This is a genomic window from Dactylosporangium sp. NPDC005555, assembly GCF_040605635.1.
Taxonomy (GTDB): domain Bacteria; phylum Actinomycetota; class Actinomycetes; order Mycobacteriales; family Micromonosporaceae; genus Dactylosporangium.
In genome coordinates this window covers 203305-220950 of record NZ_JBEXDG010000010.1, presented here as the reverse complement: position 1 = coordinate 220950, position 17646 = coordinate 203305, and the positions used below count along the sequence as shown (strand labels likewise).

The 17646-nt window shown below is 73.1% G+C and carries 16 protein-coding genes; 6 read left to right on the top strand and 10 right to left on the bottom strand.

The window, feature by feature from the left end:
* Window positions 1–9 precede the first annotated feature (9 nt).
* The 4 genes from ABZS58_RS14625 to ABZS58_RS14610 form a co-directional block, all read right to left on the bottom strand.
* Window positions 10–150 (bottom strand): hypothetical protein, encoded by a 141-nt coding sequence (locus tag ABZS58_RS14625; protein ID WP_354781414.1) that lies wholly within the window; start codon window positions 148–150, stop codon window positions 10–12.
* 59 nt (window positions 151–209) lie between these two features.
* Window positions 210–2882, bottom strand: a complete 2673-nt coding sequence (locus ABZS58_RS14620) for an FtsX-like permease family protein (RefSeq protein WP_354781412.1) — start codon at window positions 2880–2882, stop codon at window positions 210–212.
* The gene (locus ABZS58_RS14615; RefSeq protein ID WP_354781410.1) at window positions 2879–3598 is read right to left on the bottom strand and encodes an ABC transporter ATP-binding protein; all 720 of its coding nucleotides are present in this window, start codon (window positions 3596–3598) and stop codon (window positions 2879–2881) included. The genes ABZS58_RS14620 and ABZS58_RS14615 overlap by 4 nt, the downstream gene beginning before the upstream one ends.
* A 76-nt stretch (window positions 3599–3674) precedes the next feature.
* Complete coding sequence (locus tag ABZS58_RS14610; protein ID WP_354781408.1) at window positions 3675–4253, bottom strand: PadR family transcriptional regulator; 579 nt, start codon at window positions 4251–4253, stop codon at window positions 3675–3677.
* 68 nt (window positions 4254–4321) lie between these two features.
* On the opposite strand from ABZS58_RS14610, the gene ABZS58_RS14605 reads away from it, so the two are divergent.
* On the top strand, window positions 4322–5158 hold the full coding sequence (locus tag ABZS58_RS14605) for an alpha/beta hydrolase (protein WP_354781406.1): 837 nt from the start codon (window positions 4322–4324) through the stop codon (window positions 5156–5158).
* Window positions 5155–5619, top strand: a complete 465-nt coding sequence (locus ABZS58_RS14600; RefSeq protein WP_354781404.1) for a GNAT family N-acetyltransferase — start codon at window positions 5155–5157, stop codon at window positions 5617–5619. The genes ABZS58_RS14605 and ABZS58_RS14600 overlap by 4 nt, the downstream gene beginning before the upstream one ends.
* Here the strand turns inward: ABZS58_RS14600 and ABZS58_RS14595 are convergent.
* The 4 genes from ABZS58_RS14595 to ABZS58_RS14580 form a co-directional block, all read right to left on the bottom strand.
* Window positions 5594–7636, bottom strand: a complete 2043-nt coding sequence (locus ABZS58_RS14595) for a methyl-accepting chemotaxis protein (RefSeq protein ID WP_354781402.1) — start codon at window positions 7634–7636, stop codon at window positions 5594–5596. The genes ABZS58_RS14600 and ABZS58_RS14595 overlap by 26 nt on opposite strands.
* Before the next feature lie 31 nt (window positions 7637–7667).
* The gene (locus tag ABZS58_RS14590; RefSeq protein WP_354781400.1) at window positions 7668–8489 is read right to left on the bottom strand and encodes a hypothetical protein; all 822 of its coding nucleotides are present in this window, start codon (window positions 8487–8489) and stop codon (window positions 7668–7670) included.
* Window positions 8479–9033 (bottom strand): sigma-70 family RNA polymerase sigma factor, encoded by a 555-nt coding sequence (locus tag ABZS58_RS14585; protein WP_354781398.1) that lies wholly within the window; start codon window positions 9031–9033, stop codon window positions 8479–8481. The genes ABZS58_RS14590 and ABZS58_RS14585 overlap by 11 nt, the downstream gene beginning before the upstream one ends.
* A 195-nt stretch (window positions 9034–9228) precedes the next feature.
* Window positions 9229–10188: an aldo/keto reductase gene (locus tag ABZS58_RS14580; RefSeq protein WP_354781396.1), complete on the bottom strand. Its 960-nt coding sequence runs from the start codon at window positions 10186–10188 to the stop codon at window positions 9229–9231.
* Between the two features lie 102 nt (window positions 10189–10290).
* Here ABZS58_RS14580 and ABZS58_RS14575 point away from each other — a divergent pair, with 102 nt between their 5' ends.
* Window positions 10291–11130, top strand: coding sequence for a helix-turn-helix transcriptional regulator (locus ABZS58_RS14575; RefSeq protein ID WP_354781394.1), 840 nt, complete (start codon window positions 10291–10293; stop codon window positions 11128–11130).
* Window positions 11131–11376: 246 nt separating this feature from the next.
* A complete protein-coding gene (locus tag ABZS58_RS14570) occupies window positions 11377–12723 on the top strand; it encodes a glycosyl hydrolase family 18 protein (protein WP_354781483.1) in 1347 nt (448 codons plus the stop codon).
* Window positions 12724–12769: 46 nt separating this feature from the next.
* On the opposite strand, the gene ABZS58_RS14565 is transcribed toward ABZS58_RS14570, so the two are convergent.
* Window positions 12770–13963, bottom strand: a complete 1194-nt coding sequence (locus tag ABZS58_RS14565; RefSeq protein WP_354781392.1) for a cytochrome P450 — start codon at window positions 13961–13963, stop codon at window positions 12770–12772.
* A gap of 83 nt (window positions 13964–14046) precedes the next feature.
* Here ABZS58_RS14565 and ABZS58_RS14560 point away from each other — a divergent pair, with 83 nt between their 5' ends.
* Together ABZS58_RS14560 and ABZS58_RS14555 are read left to right on the top strand one after the other, a co-directional pair.
* Window positions 14047–14466: a barnase inhibitor gene (locus ABZS58_RS14560; protein ID WP_354781390.1), complete on the top strand. Its 420-nt coding sequence runs from the start codon at window positions 14047–14049 to the stop codon at window positions 14464–14466.
* 129 nt (window positions 14467–14595) lie between these two features.
* Window positions 14596–15846, top strand: a complete 1251-nt coding sequence (locus tag ABZS58_RS14555; RefSeq protein WP_354781388.1) for an SGNH/GDSL hydrolase family protein — start codon at window positions 14596–14598, stop codon at window positions 15844–15846.
* Here ABZS58_RS14555 and ABZS58_RS14550 read toward each other — a convergent pair.
* Window positions 15830–17646, bottom strand: a 1817-nt coding sequence (locus ABZS58_RS14550) for an Hsp70 family protein (protein ID WP_354781386.1), incomplete at its 5' end; no start/stop codon positions are given. The genes ABZS58_RS14555 and ABZS58_RS14550 overlap by 17 nt on opposite strands.

The window sequence follows — 17646 nt, the reverse complement described above, 5'->3', positions numbered from 1 at the left end:
ACGAATACGTCAGCGGCTCATCACCGAATACAGGAAGCCGACGATCACCAGCACGCCGATCACCCCGTAGAGGATCAGCGCACCGGAGCCGGTGGTGCTGGCGCCGCCGTCGTTGATATCGGACGTCTCGGGCTCTTCGTCGGAAGTCACAGGATCTCCCTATACGGACTTGCGGGACATCCTACCCCGCCGTCGAGGTCCTCAGGGGGTCAGGCCCTCCGTTCGATCGGCAGCCTGGCCCTGGTGAACAGCGCCGTCCCGGCCATCGCGACCAGCGGCACGACCAGCACCGCGACGGCGACGTTCGACCAGGGCACGACGAGGGGGTACGGCATGTCGCTCGGCCACACGCTCAGCGCCTTGCGGTTGAGCGCGGCGAGCACCGCCCACCCGGCGCCGAACCCGGCGGCGGCGCCGAGCAGCGACCCCAGCCCGGCGATCACACCGGCCTGGCTCAGCGTCAACCGCCGGCGCACGCTGGGTGACGCGCCGATCGCGCCGAGTGTCGCGAGGTCCGGGCGGCTGTCGACGGCCGCGAGCCCGGTGGCGATGCCGGCCGCGCCGAGCGCGATGACGGCCGCGACGATCGCCAGCACGATCAGGTTGACGGTGGCGTCCGGGACGTACGGGAACGCGACCGTCCCGTGGTAATGGTTGCCGAGGGCCTCGACGGCGGCGTCGAAGTTGCCGGACTCGGCCCTGGTCGGCATCCGCGACGTGGCCACGACGATGCCCTTGACCTCGACGGCGAGACCGGCCTCGGCGACGGCCTGCGGCGAGATCGCCACAAAGATCAGCGACACGGCGGTCGTGGTGAGGTGCCCGGGGACGGTGACGGTGTGCCGCTCACCGTCCGGGTCGTCCGCGGAGGCGACCGCAAGGATGACCTTGCCGTCCTCGATGAGGTCCGGGTCGGCGACGACGGCGCCGCCGGCGCGCAGGGTCGCCTCGGCGCGGGCGAGGTCGTCGCCGGTCGCGGCCGAGATGAGCCCGACCGCCGAGCCGTCGTCGACGATGGTGGTGGCGTTGCCGCCGCCGCTCATCGTGTACGAGTTCTCGTGGCAGCGCGGGTCCCGGGCCGCCTTGCGCTGATCCGCCTCGCTGGCCTCACCGGCCTTGTACGGGCAGCGCCGGTGCTCCGGCCGGACCGGGTGCAGGTAGCAGTACCCCTCGGCGGGCGCGGTCGCCGGGCAGGTCGCGCCGCGCAGTTCGGCGGTCTCCGCCACCGGCAGGGTGGCCGTGGCCGCCTCGACGAGGCGCTGGGTGGGCAGCGCGTCGGCCCGCTCGCCGCGGTCGCCGCGGCCCCGGATGAGCTCCGCGTAGCCGTCGGGCAGCGCCTTGATCTGCATGTCGCGCTGCCGCTGGACGTCGCTGGCGAGGAACACGCCGACGGTGACGGCGCCGAGCACGGCCGCCATGACCGCGGAGATCGCCGGCGCGGTCGAGGACCGGTTGCGGGCCAGGTCCCGCACCGCGATACGCGGCGCGAGCGGCAGCCGGCGGCCGAGCCGGGCGATCAGCCCGACCAGCGACGGCGTGCACACGACGAGACCGAGCTCGGCGAGGACGAGCCCGGCCATGACGACGTTCGAGTCGATCGCGACGACGCCGTAGGTCGCGACCGCCGCGCCCGCGCCGATCGTGCACAACCCGACGACGAGCCAGCGCCGGCCGGGACCGGTCCGGTTGCGCCGCCCGGCGAGCGCCGCGACGACGTCGGTGCGGGCCGCCGCGAACGCCGGCACCAGCGCCGCGCCGACCCCGGCGACGAGGGCCAGCCCGGCGATGCCGAGCAGGGCGAGGGGGAAGACCCGGTAGCCGCCGGCCCTGGCCTGCGCGACGTGCTCCTCGAACACGCCCCTCGTCGCGAACGCGGCCGCGATCGCGACGAGGGTGCCGGCGACGGCGGCGACGACGCCGAGCAGGACCCCGTCGGCGAGGACGATGCGGCGCAGCTGCGCCGGGGTGCCGCCGTTCGCGGCGACGAGGGCGAGCTCCCGCCGCCGGCGGCGGGCGCCGACCGCGAACGCCGGACCCGCGAGGAGCACGACCTCCAGGACACCGAGGCCGAAGACGAGGATGCCGAGCTGGAAGACGCTGCCGTCGCTCTCGTCCCAGGTCGGGGCGTCCGGCGGCGGGTCGAGCACGACGGTCCTGGACCGCACGACGAGGCCGTGCCTGTTGAGGTCCTTCACCTGGTCCCAGCCGATCGGGGCGGGCGCGTCGACCAACCATCTGGTGGAGCTGTCGGGCGGCTCCGCGGCCAGGGTGCCGGGGCGCAGCACGGCGATCGGCCAGAGATCGGCGGGGAACTCGACCTCGGCGACGACCCGCACGTCGCCGCGCCCGGGCAGCGTGACGGTGCCACCGAGCCGCACGCCGAGCAGGTCCATCCCACGCGCGTTCAGTGCGATCTCGCCGTCGGCGGCGGGTGCCGTGCCGCGCAGGACCGACACCTTGCCCCGGTACGCGGCGCCGGCGACGTCGAGCTGGTGCGCGCGCAGCCTCTGCTCACCGGTCGCGCCCCGCAGCCGCAGATAGCGCTCGTCGACGCGCGCGATCCGGGAGCCGGCGGGCAGCAGTGCGAGCAGCCCTTCGGCGGTCGGCGTCGCCGGCTCCGCCTTGCCCGGGTCCATCACGCCGTAGCCCTCGGCGTCCTGGCCGATCTGCCCGGCGAACGGCCAGCGCACGGAGGCGTCGAAGGCGCCCAGCTCCCGGTCGAGCTGCTCGGCCTTGGTGAGGGTGAACATGTCGTAGTTGACCGCGGCGAACGACAGCCCGAGCACCGGCAGCAGGATCAGCCCAAGCACGAGCGCGGTGCGGCCCTTCGCCCGGCGCGCCTCCCGCCGGGCGATCCGCAGCGACACCAGCCAGCCCCTCACGACGCCGCCCCGTCGAGCAGGTGCTCCGGCTCCGCGAGGGGACCGGAGGTGTCCACGACGATCCCGTCGCGCAGGAACACGACCCGGTCGGCCCACGCCGCGTGCCTGGCCTCGTGGGTGACGAGGACCCCGGCGGCGCCGGCGTCGACCTTGGCCCGCAGCAGCCGCAGGACCGCCTCACCGGTCGTCGAGTCGAGGGCGCCGGTCGGCTCGTCGGCGAGGATGAGCCGCCGCTGCCCGACGAGCGCCCGGGCGATCGCGACCCGCTGCTGCTGCCCGCCGGACATCTCGTCGGGGAAGCGCTGGGCGTACCCCTCGAGCTCCACCTCGGCGAGGGAGGCGAGCGCGGCCCGGCGGGCCCGGCGGACCCCGACCCCGTCCAGCTCCAGGGGCAGCGCGATGTTCTCCGCCGCCGTCAGGCTCGGCAGCAGGTTGAGGTCCTGGAACACGTAGCCGATCCGGCGCCGCCGCAGCCCGGCGAGGGCCTTGCGGCCGAGCCCGCCGAGGACGGTCCCCTCGACGGCGACCTCGCCCCGGGTCGGCGCGTCGAGCCCGCCGGCGAGGTTGAGCAGCGTCGACTTGCCGGACCCGGACGGCCCCATCACCGCGATCAGCTCACCCGGGCCGACCGTCAGCGACACGCCCCGCACGGCGAGGACCGTCGCCTCGCCGTGCCCATGGGTGCGGTGCACATCCCGCATTTCCAAGACGCTCATGCCGCCGGCTCGCTTCGCTCGCCGACGCCATGAGGCACCAGAACGCGCTGCAACATGATTCGCTCGCGAAGCTCGCTCATGCCGTCGTCTCCCTGTCGTGTACGGGCTGGTCCGCCTGCGCGGGTGCGGGTGCCGGCAGGGGGGCGTGGCGGGCCAGGCTGGTCTCGCAGTGGTCCAGCCACCGCACCTCGGCCTCCGCCTGGAAGATCATGGATTCGAGGACGAGCCGCCACGACAGGTCGGCGGGGCCGCCCGCCCGCTGCTTCATCCGCGTGTACTCCTGCAGCATCCGCATCGTGGCCGTCCGCTGCGCCTGGATGATGCCGGGGACGTCGACCCCCGGCGTGGTCAGCGCGAGCGCCAGCTTGATCGCCAGCTCGTCGCGGGGCCGGTCACCCCGCCCGATCGGGGTGGCGAACCAGGTGGCGAGCTCGGCCCGCCCGGCATCGGTGATCGCGTACGGTCGCTGCCCCCCGTCGTGCTCCGGCAGCGACCGGACCAGGTCGTCACGCTCCAGCCGGGACAGGGTCGTGTACACCTGCCCGATGTTCAGCGGCCACGTCCCGCCCGTGGACTCCTCGAACGAGGTCCGCAACTGATACCCGTACATCGTGCCGCGCTGCAACAGCGCCAGCAGACCGTACTTGATGGACATGGATACGGAGTATGCATACCCGGTATGCCTCCGCGCAAGCGGCGATCGACCCGATAGGGTCTTCGACCATGGGGGCTGAGATCGACGTCCGGCTCGACGACGGGCGGACGCTGCGGGCGTACGACACCGGCGAAGGCGACCTCGTGGTCTTCTGGCACCACGGCACGCCCGGCATCGGGGCGCCTCCGCCGCTGCCGGAGGTGACCGCGGAGCTGGGCATCCGGTGGATCGGCTACGACCGGCCCGGGTACGGCGGATCCACGCCACGGCCGGACCGCACGGTCGCCTCGGCGGCCGCGGACGCCGCGGCGGTCGCCGACGCGCTCGGCGTGGCCCGGTTCGCCGTCATGGGGCAGTCCGGCGGTGGGCCGCACGCCCTGGCCTGCGCGGCACTGCTGCCGGACCGCGTCTCGGCCGTGGTGGCGGTGGCGTCGCTCAGCCCGTACACCGGCGGCGGCGACGACTATTTCGACGGCATGGCCGACGGGGCGGAGGCGACGCTGCGCGCCGCGGTCGCCGGGCGCGACGCGCGGGAGCGGCTCGCCGCGGCGCCGAACGACGGCGCCGACATCGGCTTCCTGACCGCCGACTGGATCGCCCTGGACACCGACTGGGCCTGGTTCCAGGGGATCGTGGCCGCCGCGGCCGAGGCCGGCCCGGGTCCGATGGTCGACGACGACCTCGCGTACGTGCGGCCGTGGGGCTTCCCTCTCGCCGCCGTCACCGCCCCGGTCCTCCTCGTGCACGGCGCCGCCGACCGGATGGTGCCCAGCGTCCACACCACCCGCCTCGCCGCGCACCTCCCGGACGCGGCCGTGCGGATCGTCCCGTCGGAAGGGCACCTCACCGTCATGCGGCACGCCGCTTCCGCCCTGCGCTGGCTGCACACGGAGGCCACCCGATGAGGGACGGCTACGAGCTGACCGCGGACCCGGCGCGCGTCGACCTCGACACCGTGCACCGGTGGCTGTCGGAGGAGTCCTACTGGGCCGCCGGCCGCGAACGCGACCTCGTCGCCCGCTCGATCGAAGGGTCGCTGCCCTACAGCGTGTGGCGCGACGGCAGCCAGGTCGCGTTCGCCAGGGTCGTCACCGACCGGGCCACGTTCGCGTGGATCTGCGACGTCTTCGTCGACACCGCCCACCGCGGCCGTGGGCTGGGTCAGTGGCTCGTCGACACGATCGTCGCCGACCTGTCCGCCGCCGGCCTGCGCCGCTTCCTGCTCGCCACCCGCGACGCCCATGAGGTCTACCGCCGCTCCGGCTTCGAACCGGTCGCCGGCCCCGGCCGCTTCATGGAGATCGACCGCCGCCCCACCCGCGACGCGATCATCGCGGCGGTCAGTCCTCGCCCAGCAGCGCCGTGATGTAGCGGCCGACGACGGCGACGACCGGCGCCGGCGGTTTCACGAACTCGATGCCGACCTCACCGGCGGTGTCCGTGTCGAGGTGGCGCACCGCGCGGCCCTTGAGCTGCAGCCGCTGGCCGCCGAGGCCCAGGGTGAGGTCCAGGACGCTGCCCAGGGCGGGCCGCCAGCCGGACTTCGCGGCGCAGCGCATGCCGGAGATGCTCAGGTCGAGCAGGTCCGCCTCGGCGTGCATGGTGCCCTGGGTGAGCACGACCGTGCCCTCCACGGCGGCCCGGTTGTGCCGGCGGCGCTCCAGCCGGTCGGTGACCTGAGCCAGGCTCTCGATCCGGGCGATCGCGGCCCGCACCGCGCCGACGAGCTGCTCCACCGACGCCCGCTGCCGGGCGGCGACCGCGGTGAGCTGCGCGGTGGCGTCCCCGACGGCGTTGACCCCCTGGCTCATGTCGGTGATCACGGAGGCCATCGCGGACGCGTCCGAGCCGAGCGCCTCGACGGTGCTGGTGATCTCGCCGGTCGACTCCTTCGTCTTCGTCGCCAGGTTCTTCACCTCGCCGGCGACGACGCTGAAGCCGCGCCCCGCCTCGCCGGCGCGGGCCGCCTCGATGGTCGCGTTGAGGGCGAGGAGGTTCGTCTGGCCGGCGACCCCGGCGATGAGGTTGGCGATGCCGTCGACCCGGCCGAGGCTGGTGGTGACGGCGTCGATGACGGCGTCGGCGTCCGCGGCGCGGGACACGACGGTGCGGGTGACCCGGTCCGCGGTCGTCGCCTGCTGCTCGATCGCGTCGGCGGCGGCGAGCACGTCACCGGCGTCGGACATGACGGTGCGCAGTTCGGCGAGCGCCGACGCGCTGGTCTCGTCGATGACCTCGCCGGCGCGGCGGCGGACGGTCTGCTCGGCGAGCTGCTGCCGCACGTTCGTCGTCATCAGCTGCGCCTCCTTCAGCTGCCGCTCCCCGGCGAGGCTGGCCTCCTGCTCCTGCAGCGAGTCGAGCATCGCGTCGATCGCCCGGCCGAGGACCGCGATGTCGTCGGTACCGGCCGGGTTGACCCGCAACTGACGGTCGCCGGAGGCGATGATCTCCTCCGTGGTGCGCCGCAGCGGCCCCACCCGTCGGCGCAGCGCCGCTCGTACACCCACCAGCACCCCGACGACGAGCAGCACCGTCGCGACCGAGACGAACAGGAACAGCTTGACGGCCGTCGTGCTCGCCGCCGCGTGGATCGGCCGGGCCGCGACGACCTCCAGGACGATGCTGCCGCCGTTGACGGTGTCGATGACGGCGTCGACCGAGATGTGGTCGGCGCCGAGGACCTTCGTGCCGATGCGCAGGTCGCCGAGCTCGCTGCGCAGCGTCGGCTGCGCGTCGGTGCCGGGGCGGGCCTGCGGGGCGAGCCGCACGGGCAGGTCCAGGGATTTGCTGAGCAGCGCGACGCGGGCCTCGTCGAGGCGTTTGAGCAGGATCAGGCCACCGGACGGGGCGCCCTCGCCGCTGCTGGGGAACGAGCCGACGCCGCAGAACAGGTACGGCACGTCCGCCGACACGACGCCGCACCGCGACTCGCCGGGCCGCGCGGCCGGGTCGAACAGCTTGCGCAGCACCACCGGGTCGCGCAGCTGCGCCGGCGGCTGGACGAACGCCGGCTGGTCCGCGGTCATCCCGCCGACCCGCAGCGTGCCGTCCAGGCTGACGCCGAGCATGCCGTCGATGTCGTTGACGGACTGCTGCGCCTCGGGCGGGAAGTCGGCCGCGAACCCGGCCCCGTCGCTGTTGCCGATGTCGTGGAACGAGTTGTCCCACACCGCATTCGTGGCGCCGAACGCGGTGAGCAGTTGTGCCTGCGAGTTCAGCCCGATCCGGATCCGGTCGGCGTCCTGCGCGACCTGGCGCGCTTCGAGATGCTCGAACGCCCCGGTGGTGATCAGCTGCATCATGAGAAACGCCACGGCGAGACCGGCGAACCCGCCTGCGACCGGCAGCAGCAGGCGGGACGACCGGCGTACGTTGGGACCCACGATGACCACTTCGGCACCGGAGGTCCGGACCTTATCCGTTCAAGTATCCGGACAGGTGATAGGCCTCCGAGTAGGCGTCGTAGGCGTCGGCGCCGGGTCTCGCCTCGGCCGCCGCCTTCTCGGTCACGAACATGGCCCAGTAGAGGTGGCCCTTCCGCAGACCCGGCCAGCCGCCGGGGCGGAACGTGAAGGGCGGCTGCAACGGCCCCTTGGCCCCGTCGACCGGCACGAACGGCCAGATGACCGCGTCGCCGGGATTGACGCTGCCGTTGCCCTGCGAGGCGTCCAGCAGCCACAGCCGGTCCAGCGCCATCGCCGGGCACCCGCCGCCGGGCAGCGCGGTGACCTTGATCGTGTCGCCGACCGGCTCCAGCACCCACGAGTCCGCGCACGAGGAGGGGAACGGGAACGGGCGGGGGTTCTCGACGACCGGGCCCGACGGCTCGGCGCCGAGCGACGCGCCCGGGCTGTCGGGGGCGAACGTGCCGGTGCCGGGCGGGAACGAAAAGCTGCTGATCGGGACCGGCGAACCGGTCACCCTCGGCACGGCGCCGGTCGTCCCCGGTGCCGTGCCGACGCCCTGCGGCCGCACCCCGGCGGACGCGGCGTAGACGGCGAGAATGGTCACGACGGCCGCGGCGAACGTGGCAACCACCGCGAACCGGCGCCTGGTCCGCCGCGGCGCCGGCTCCACGACGTCGGCGTCCTGCGTTTCCGCCCGGGGCCGGCCGGCGCGACGGACCACGTCGGCGAGGCCGCTGTCGCTGTCGGTGCCGCTCTGGCCGGGGTGCATGACGTCGGCGTACGCGCGGCGGATCAGGTCCCTGGCCGGGTCGCTCTGGTCAGTCGTCACCGCTTGCCTCCACGATCTGCTGGAACCGCTGCACGTAGGGTTGAAGGAGCTTGCGCAGCGCCGACACGTGGCTGCGCACCGTGGACTCGCTCATGTCGAGCACCCGCGCGATGTCCGCGGTGCTGTCGTCGTGCAGGAAGAACAGCAGCGCCACCTGCCGCCGCCGGGCCGGCTGCCCGTCGATGACCCGCCGCACCGCCTGCACCAGGCCGGTGCTGTCCGCGACCAGGTCCAGGTCGGTGTCGGCCCGCCCGACGTCGTGCCGCTCGCCGTCCAGGGCGGTGAACCTCGCGTCGAGCACCGCGACCCGCCGCACGTAGTTCTTCGCGGTGGTCAGCACGTACGCGCGCCGCTGCGCGTCACCGAGCCGCCGCAGCTGCGCCCACCGCTCCAGCATCCTGGCGAAGCTCTCGGCGGTCGCCTCCACGCCGAGCTCCCGCCCGGCGAACGCGCACATGAACCGCTGCACCCCCGGCGCGTCCCGCCGGTAGAACTCGGCGAAGTCCGGCGGCGCCACCCCGAGCTCGTGCGTCGTATCGATCATCCGATCCTCCCTCCTACGGAGAGAGCACCGGGCCCCCGGATCCGTCCAACTACGTCGGGCAGTTCGTCTCCAGGAGCCTCTCCGCCGTGCGCCCCCCAGCTCCTCGATCAGCTCCCAGGCCTCGATCGCATGCACCCCGAGCTGCAACGACGCCGCCTGCCGATCCCCCGCGTCCCATCACCGGCCGTCATTGCGTCATCTGTCGGTGCCGAGATGGGCCATCATGGGAGCCGGGTAGCGGGTCCCGCGGGCCGAGTCGGCGGGCACGGCCGCCTCGATGGCCGCGAGGTCCTCGGCGGTGAGGGGGACCGGCACGAGGGCCTCGGCGAGCCGTTCGCGGGTGCGGGCGCCCACGACCGGGACGATGTCGGAGCCCTGCGCGGCGACCCACCCGATCGCCAGCTGCGCGACGGTCACACCCTTCGCGGAGGCGACCCCGCGCAGCGCCTCGACGAGGGCGAGGTTGTGCTGCACGTTGCCGTCGGCGAAGCGCGGGCTGTGCGCCCTGAGGTCACCGGTGACAGCGGGACGGTCGGCGCGCCAGTGGCCGGAGAGCAGGCCGCGGGACAGCACCCCGTAGGCCGTCATGCCGATGCCGAGCTCGCGCAGCGTCGGCAGGACGTCGTCCTCCACGCCGCGGGACATCAGCGAGTACTCGATCTGCAGATCCGCGATCGGATGCACGGCGTGTGCCCGGCGGATGATGTCGGCGCCGACCTCGGACAGGCCGATCTCCCGGATCCAGCCTTCCTTGACCAGGTCGGCGAGGGCGCCGATGGTCTCCTCGATCGGGACCGACGGGTCGAGGCGGGCCGGCCGGTACACGTCGATGTGGTCCACCCCGAGCCGCACCAGCGAGTACGCCAGGAAGTTGCGGATCGCGGCCGGTCGCGTGTCGGTGCCGCCCCACTCGTTGGCCGGTCCGCGCAGCGCGCCGAACTTCACGCTCAGCTTGACGCGGTCGCGGTCACCGGGGCGCAACGCCGAAGCGATGAGCAGCTCGTTGTGGCCCATGCCGTAGAAGTCGCCGGTGTCGATGAGGGTCACGCCGGCGTCGATCGCGGCGTGGATGGTGGCGATGCTCTCGGTGCGGTCCGCCGGGCCGTACGCGCCCGACATGCCCATCGCCCCGAGGCCGATCATCGTGGTGTCCATGCCTCCACGGTGCCCCCGGCGCGGGGGCGACGGCAGCGGAGCGGTCTTCGTAGGAGCGCCGGTCCCTGGATGCGCGGGCGTCCGGAGCGCCAGGATGGAGGCATGCAGCGTGACGACCTCGCCGACTTCCTGCGCCGCCGCCGGCTGGCGATCCGCCCCGCCGACGTCGGGCTCGCCGAGGGGCCGCGCCGGCGGACCGCGGGGCTGCGCCGCGAGGAGGTCGCCATGCTCGCGGGCATGTCCACCGACTACGTCGTGCGCCTGGAGCAGGGCAGAAGCGCGCAACCGTCGGCGCAGATGCTGTCGGCCCTGGCGCGGGCGTTGCGGCTCACCGAGGACGAGCGCGACCACCTGTATCACCTCGCCGGCGTGACGCCGCCCCGGACCGTCGGCGGGGTCACCCACCCGCGGGCCGGGCTGCTGCGGATGCTCGACCTGCTCGGCGACACCCCCGCCACGGTCGCGTCCGACCTGGGGGAGACCCTGGCGCAGAACCGGATGGCCATGCTGCTGCTCGGCGACCAGACCCGGTTCCGCGGCGACGAGCGCTTCCACGTGTGGCGCTGGTTCACCGATGCCGATTGGCGGCAGGTGTACCCACCTGAGGACGCCGACCATCACGGCCGGGTGTCCGTCGCCGACCTTCGGGCCACCGCCGCCAGACGGCACGGCGACCCCGACGTCGACGGTCTGGTCACAAGGCTGCTCGCCGTCAGCCCGCAGTTCGCGCGGCTGTGGGGCGAGCACGAGGTCGCCGTGCGCCGCTCGGACCGCAAACGGATCGTCAACCGGCAGGTCGGCGTCGTCCACGTCGACTGCGAGACCCTCGTGACCCCGGACCTCGGGCAGAAGCTCCTCGTCCTCACGCCGCAGCCCGGCACCGACGCCGCGGAGAAGCTCAGGTTGCTCTCAGTGGTCGGATTGCAGCATTTCAGTGCATGAATACCCGCTGGTACCGACTTTCTTCGCGACGAAGATTGACATCTGACAGTTAGCTTTCCTATCGTTTCAGCCACCTGTCATCGTGCCGGTGGCACCGCCTTCGTTGGTCGCGGGTATCCCACCCTGCCCGTCCGCCGCCGGCCGACCATCCGAAGGAGCACCCTCTTGTCCTCCTCGTCGTCGGAATCCGGGGCCGCCCGCCCCGGACGCCACCGGGCTCGTCGCTCGGCATTCGCCGCCGGTGCGATCGCCCTCGCCACCGCCGCCGTCGGTGGTGTCTTCGTCCTGGCCAGCTCGCCCGCCGCGGACGCCGCCGTCCTGCCCAACGGGTTCCGCAGCGTCGGCTACATGCCGTCGTGGGCCGGCAGCGCCAACAGCATCCAGTACAGCAAGCTGACCCACATCAACTACGCGTTCGTGCTGCCGAACTCCAACGGCAGCCTGCAGGGCCTCGACAACCCGTCGAAGCTGCAGTCGATCGTGTCGCTGGGCCACGCGGCCGGCGTCAAGGTCTCCATCGCCGTCGGCGGCTGGAACGACGGCAACGACTCCGGCTTCGAGGGTCTCGCCGGCAACGCGACCGCCCGGACCGCGTTCGTCAACAACATCGTGAACCTGGTCAACCAGTACAACCTCGACGGCGTCGACATCGACTGGGAGTACCCGGACCCGGGCACCTCCGGCAACAACTACACGGCGCTCATGTCGCAGCTCAGCACCGCCATGCACAGCCGCGGCAAGCTGCTCACCGCCGCGGTCGTGTCCGAGGGCGGCACCGCCAACGGCGTCCAGCCGGCCGTGTTCGGCTACGTCGACTGGCTCAACATCATGGCGTACGACGGCGGCAGCCCGCACGCCAACTACGACTGGTCGATCAACGCGGTCAACTTCTGGAAGGGCCGCGGCCTGCCGGCGAACAAGGCCGTGCTGGGCGTGCCGTTCTACTCCCGGCCCGGCTACTACACGTACGCCGACCTCGTGGCCCGCGACCCGGCGAACGCCAACCGGGACTGCACCACGATCAACGGCGTGCAGGAGTGCTACAACGGCCTGCCCACGATCCGCCGCAAGACCACCTGGGCCATGGCGAACGCCGGCGGCATCATGAACTGGGAGCTGTCCCAGGACGCCACCGGCGCCAACTCCCTCGTGAGCGCCATCTACACCACGGCGACCGGTGGCACCCCGCCGACCACCACCCCGCCGACCGGCCGCACCGGCCGGATCACCGGCATCGCCGGCAAGTGCGTGGACGTGGCCGCCGCCTCGTCCGCCAACGGGACCGCGGTCCAGCTGTACACCTGCAACGGCACCACCGCCCAGAACTGGACCGTCGTGTCGGACGGGACGCTGCGCGCCCTCGGCAAGTGCATGGACGTCACCAGCGCAGGCACCGCCAACGGCTCGAAGATCCAGCTGTGGGACTGCAACGGCTCGGGCGCCCAGGCCTGGCAGGCCCAGTCCGACGGGACCCTGCGCAACCCGAGCTCCGGCAGGTGCCTCGACGTGACGGGCAACGTCTCGACCGACGGCACCCGTCTGCAGATCTGGGACTGCTTCGCCGGCGCCAACCAGCGCTGGGTCCTTCCGTAACCAACGCATGAGGAGATGGCCGGCCTTCGGGCCGGCCATCTCGCGTTCAGCTCAGATGGACCGGCAGCGTGGTGGTGCCGTGGATGAGGACGCCGGGGCGCCAGATCAGCTCGGACGGCGGGACGGCCAGGCGCATTGCCGGGAAGGCCGCCAGGAGGTCGCGGAACGCGATCTGCGCCTCGAGACGGGCCAGGGGGGCGCCGAGGCAGTAGTGGATGCCGTGCCCGAACGCCAGGTGCTGGTTGTCGGGGCGGCCCAGGTCGACCGCCGACGGGTCCGGGAAGCGGTCCGGGTCGCGGTCCGCGCTCAGCAGCGAGATCGCGACGACGCCGCCCGCCGGGATGGTGACGCCACCGTACGTGACGGGCTCCATCGCCACCCGGAACGTGGCCGTCTCCACGGGGGACTCCAGGCGCAGGAACTCCTCCACGGCGCTCGGGATCAGCGCCGGGTCGGCGAGGAGCCGCCGGTGCTCCTCGGGGCGGGTCAGCAGGGTCCACATGCCGTTGCCGATGAGGTTGACCGTGGTCTCGTGCCCCGCGATCAGCAGCAGGAACACCATCGACGTGAGCTCGTCCTCGTCGAGGCGGTCACCCTGGTCGGTGGTCGCGATCAGCGCGCTGAGCAGGTCGTCGGCGGGCTCGGCGCGCTTCGCGGCGATCAGGGCCCGCAGGTAGTGCAGGAAGCTCGCGGCGGCGGCCGGCACGCCGGACCGGTCGACCGAACCCGCGACGAGGATCCCCGTCCAGTGCCGGAACTCCGTCTGGTCCTCCTGCGGGATGCCGAGCAGCTCACAGATGACCTGGATCGGCAGCTGGACCGCGTAGTCGTCGATCACGTCGCCGCGGTCGTCGGCGGCCATTGCGGCGATCAGGGCGGCGCTGAGCTCCTCCACCCGGCCGCGCAGCTGCTCCACCCGCCTGGCCGTGAACGCCTTCGCCACGAGCCGGCGCAGCCGGGTGTGGTCCGGCGGGTCGTTGGCGAGCAGATGCCTGGTCAGCGGCGCGCTGATCGCCGGGGCGAGGGCGGCGGCGTTCTGGGTGGCGCCGGCCTGCTTCGACAGCCGCGGGTCGCCGAGCGCGGATCTCGCGTCCGCGTACCTGGTGACCAGCCACATCTCCGTGCCCGTCGGCAGCTGGAGCCGGTGCACCGGCGCCTGCTCGCGCATCGCGGCGTACACCGGATGCGGGTCGTCCCAGAAGTCCTGCGTGAACATCGGCGTACTCGGCGCGGTAGTCACCCATTCACGGTAACCAATCATCACGCGTTCCGGTGTCCCGCTGACGGTGGGTAATGGTGCACGGGGGTGTGCATACTCGGACTGTGGTCGATGCGCGCAACCCCCTGCCGGTGCTGGTCGTCGACGGGGCGGAGTTCTCGGATCTCGACGGGTTCGCACGGGCGTTCTCGGCGTTGCTGGGCGGGGTCGCCTGGGACGGGAACCTGGACGCGTTCAACGACCTGCTGCGCGGGGGGTTCGGGACGCCCGAGGGCGGATGGGTGCTGCGGTGGGTCAACGCCGACCTGTCCCGGGCCGCGCTCGGTCATGAGGCGACCGTGCGGCGGCTGGAGCGGCTCCTCGTGACGAGCGCGCCGTCGAACCGGGCGGACTTCCAGGCGAGGATCAGCAGCGCGCGGCTCGGGATCGGCCCGACGTTGTTCGACGAGATCGTCGGCATCATCCGCCGGCACGGCGACGGCGGCGAGGAGTCCGAGGACGGCGTCGTCCTGGAGCTGCGGTAGCGGGGTCTGGACCTGCCGGGGCGGGGTCGGAGCTCCATCTGACATCGTTGACACACGGCACATCGATGCTCTTTGCTGTACGCAGTTCGTCGGCCCGGTCCGCCAACCGCCCGATCAAGGAGCCTCCCCGTGCGTCTGCTCAGCCGTGCCCTGACGACGGTGGTGGCCCTCAGCGCCGCCGCCGTCGTGCTGCCCATCGCCGCCGAGGCGGCCACCCCCGTCAGGATCATGCCGCTGGGTGCGTCGATCACCTGGGGCACCGGCTCCACCGACGGCAACGGCTACCGGGAGCTGCTGCGCCGGCACCTCGCCGACGACGCCGGCGTCGCGGTCGACATGGTCGGGTCGCAGCGCTCCGGCACCGCCGCGGACAACGACAACGAGGGCCATTCCGGGTACCGCGTCGACGCGGTCGCGGCGGGTGCCGACGCGTGGATCGCCGCCGCGAAGCCCGACGTGGTGCTGCTCAACGCCGGCACCAACGACATGCTGCAGAACTACGACCTGCCGAACGCGCCGGCCCGGCTCAGCGCCCTGATCGACCAGATCCTGCGCGCCGCGCCGGCCGCGACCGTCGTGGTGTCCACGCTCGTGCCCAACCCGGACCCGACGGTGCAGGCGCGGGTCCGGCAGTACAACGGCCAGATCCCGGGCATCGTCCAGGCGAAGGCCACGGCGGGCAAGAAGGTCCGCCTCGCCGACTTCGCCGGCAACCTGACCCTCGCCGACATCGGCACCGACGGCATCCACCCGACCGACGGCGGCTACGCGAAGCTCGCCGACGTGTGGTTCTCCGCGCTGCAGCCGGTCCTCGGCGCCGGCAGGGCGTGGCCGCTGTTCCGCACGGACTTCGGGGCCGCCGCGCCGCCGCTCACGTGGACCAGCACGGTGCAGGCGTCGCTCAACGTCACCGGCTACTGCTGCGGGCTGACGTCGATGGAGTCCGCCCGCCGGGCCGAGATCGCACGCGGCACCTACGCCCTCATGTATTCCGGCACCGACACCAGCGCGGCCGGGTCCTACTCGTACAACCGGATCTTCGACGTGCACCTGCGGCTGACGACCACCACGACGCTCACGTACTGGATCTATCCGCAGTCGGTCAACGGCACGTTCGTGGCGCTCGACCTGGCGCTCACCGACGGCCGGTCGCTGCGGGACTCCGGCGCCGCCGACCAGTTCGGCGTCAGGGCGCACCCGCAGTTCCAGGGCGAGGGCCGGCGCCTGGTCGTCGGGCAGTGGAACCAGGTGCGGGTGAGCCTCGCGGCGCTCGCCGGCGGCACCGTCGACCAGATCCGCGTCGGCTACGACCAGCCCGCCGCCACCGGCACGTTCCGCGGCTACGTCGACGACATCCAGGTCGTCAACGCACCGCTGTGAGCACCTTCGGCAGCGCCGCCCGGGTGACGGTGACCAGACGGTCGCGCAGGTCCTGCTTCTGCGCGGCCGTCCAGCCAACCTTGTCCTGGCGGTCGACGGTGAGGTGGACCTCCCAGACGAGGTTGCCGTCCCGGACGCCGAGCCGCAGCGTCGTCATGGTCCTCGCCTGAGCGGTGGCGCCCTTCATCTCGAAGACGACCGCCTCGTCACCGAGGTCCGGCAGCTGTACCGGTTGCTCGTTGAGCGCGGCGTCGCCGCTGACGCGTTGCTTGTAGTCGTACTCGGCGGTGGACTGCTCCGGCGTGACCCGGACCTCGGCGGAGAAGGTGGCCCGCACCATCCCGTTGTCGTGCAGCCGCACGGCCTGGCACGACGAGCTGCCGGCCGCCGCCATCACGTTGCGCCGGGGCGAGGGGGCGGAGGCCTCCCGCTCGTACAGGGCGAAGAACGGCGACAGGTCGATGCTGTCGCAGAGGTTGTCGGGCACCTTGGCGAGGTCGTAGCGGGCGGGCGCGACGGAAGGGCCGTTCCACGGGTCGTCGTCGCCGTCGGAGGGCAGCTGGTTGAGCAGCAGTGCGCCGGCCGCCACGACGAGGACGACCGCGGCCATCCCGGCGATCAGGCGCCTGCGCGACCGCGGGCGCCGCCGGGCCATCGCCGGCACCCGGACCGTCGGCTCCTCCCCGACGAGCGGTCCGGCCGGAACCCCTGAAGGAGCCACGGAAGAAGCCCCGAAAGAAGCCCCGGGACGGGCCTCGGGACGGACCGTGGCACGCGGGGCGGCGGCGATCAGGGCGCCCTCGGCGACCACGAGCTCCGGCTGCTCCGCCACGACCGGCGGGATGCCCAGCGCCTCGTGCAGCATCGTCGCGACGAGCGGGATCCGGCTCGACCCGCCCACCAGGAACAGCGCCGTGATCTCTGCGGGCCGCACGCCGTCCTCGGCGAGCAGCCCCTTCACCATCGCGACGCTGGGCCGCAGCACGGGCCGCATCAGGCCTTCCAGCTGCTCCCGCCCGAGCGGCACCTCCCTGCCGAGCGCCGGCACCATGATGACGGTGCCGCTCGCGCGGGACAGCATCTCCTTCGCCGAGCGCACCTCGTCCCACAGCCGCCGCCGGGTCGCCGCGTCGGTCCACAGCCGCCCGTAGGTCGCCTCCAGGAAGCCGACCACGGCCGCGTCGACGTCCAGGCCGCCGAGGTCGTTGAGCCCGGCGGACGCGAACGGCTCGAAGCCGTCCGGATGCCGCCGCAGCAGGGTCACGTCGCAGGTGCCGGCGCCCAGGTCGTACACCATGACGCAACCGTGCACAGGGATCTCCTGCGTCGTGGCGAGGAACGTCGCGGCGGCCACGGGCTCGGGCACGAGCCGCACGTCGTCGAAGCCCGCGAGGCGCGCGGCGTCGGTGAGCAGCGCCCGCCGGCCCGCGCCCCAGTCGGCGGGGTGCGTGAGCGTGACGTCGCTGACCGGTCCGGCGACCCTGGTGGCCTCGGCTGCGACCCGCCGCAGGACCGCCGCGACGAGATCCCGGACGCCGACCTCCGCGTCGCCGAGCAGGACGCCGCCGTCGTCGACGCGCCGCTTCGGGTTGGGCTCGAGGCGCTCCGGGAAGCTGTGCGCCAGGTGCGCCGCGTCGCGGCCGGTGTGCAGGCGGCCGTCGGGGCCGAGCAGGACCGCGGAGGACAGCAGCGGCGAGCCGTCGAACAGCAGCTGCTGCACGCGACCCTCGGGCCGCCGCAGCACCGCGATCGTCGTGGACGTGCCGAAGTCGATGCCCAGCCGGAACCGCGGCACGTCGA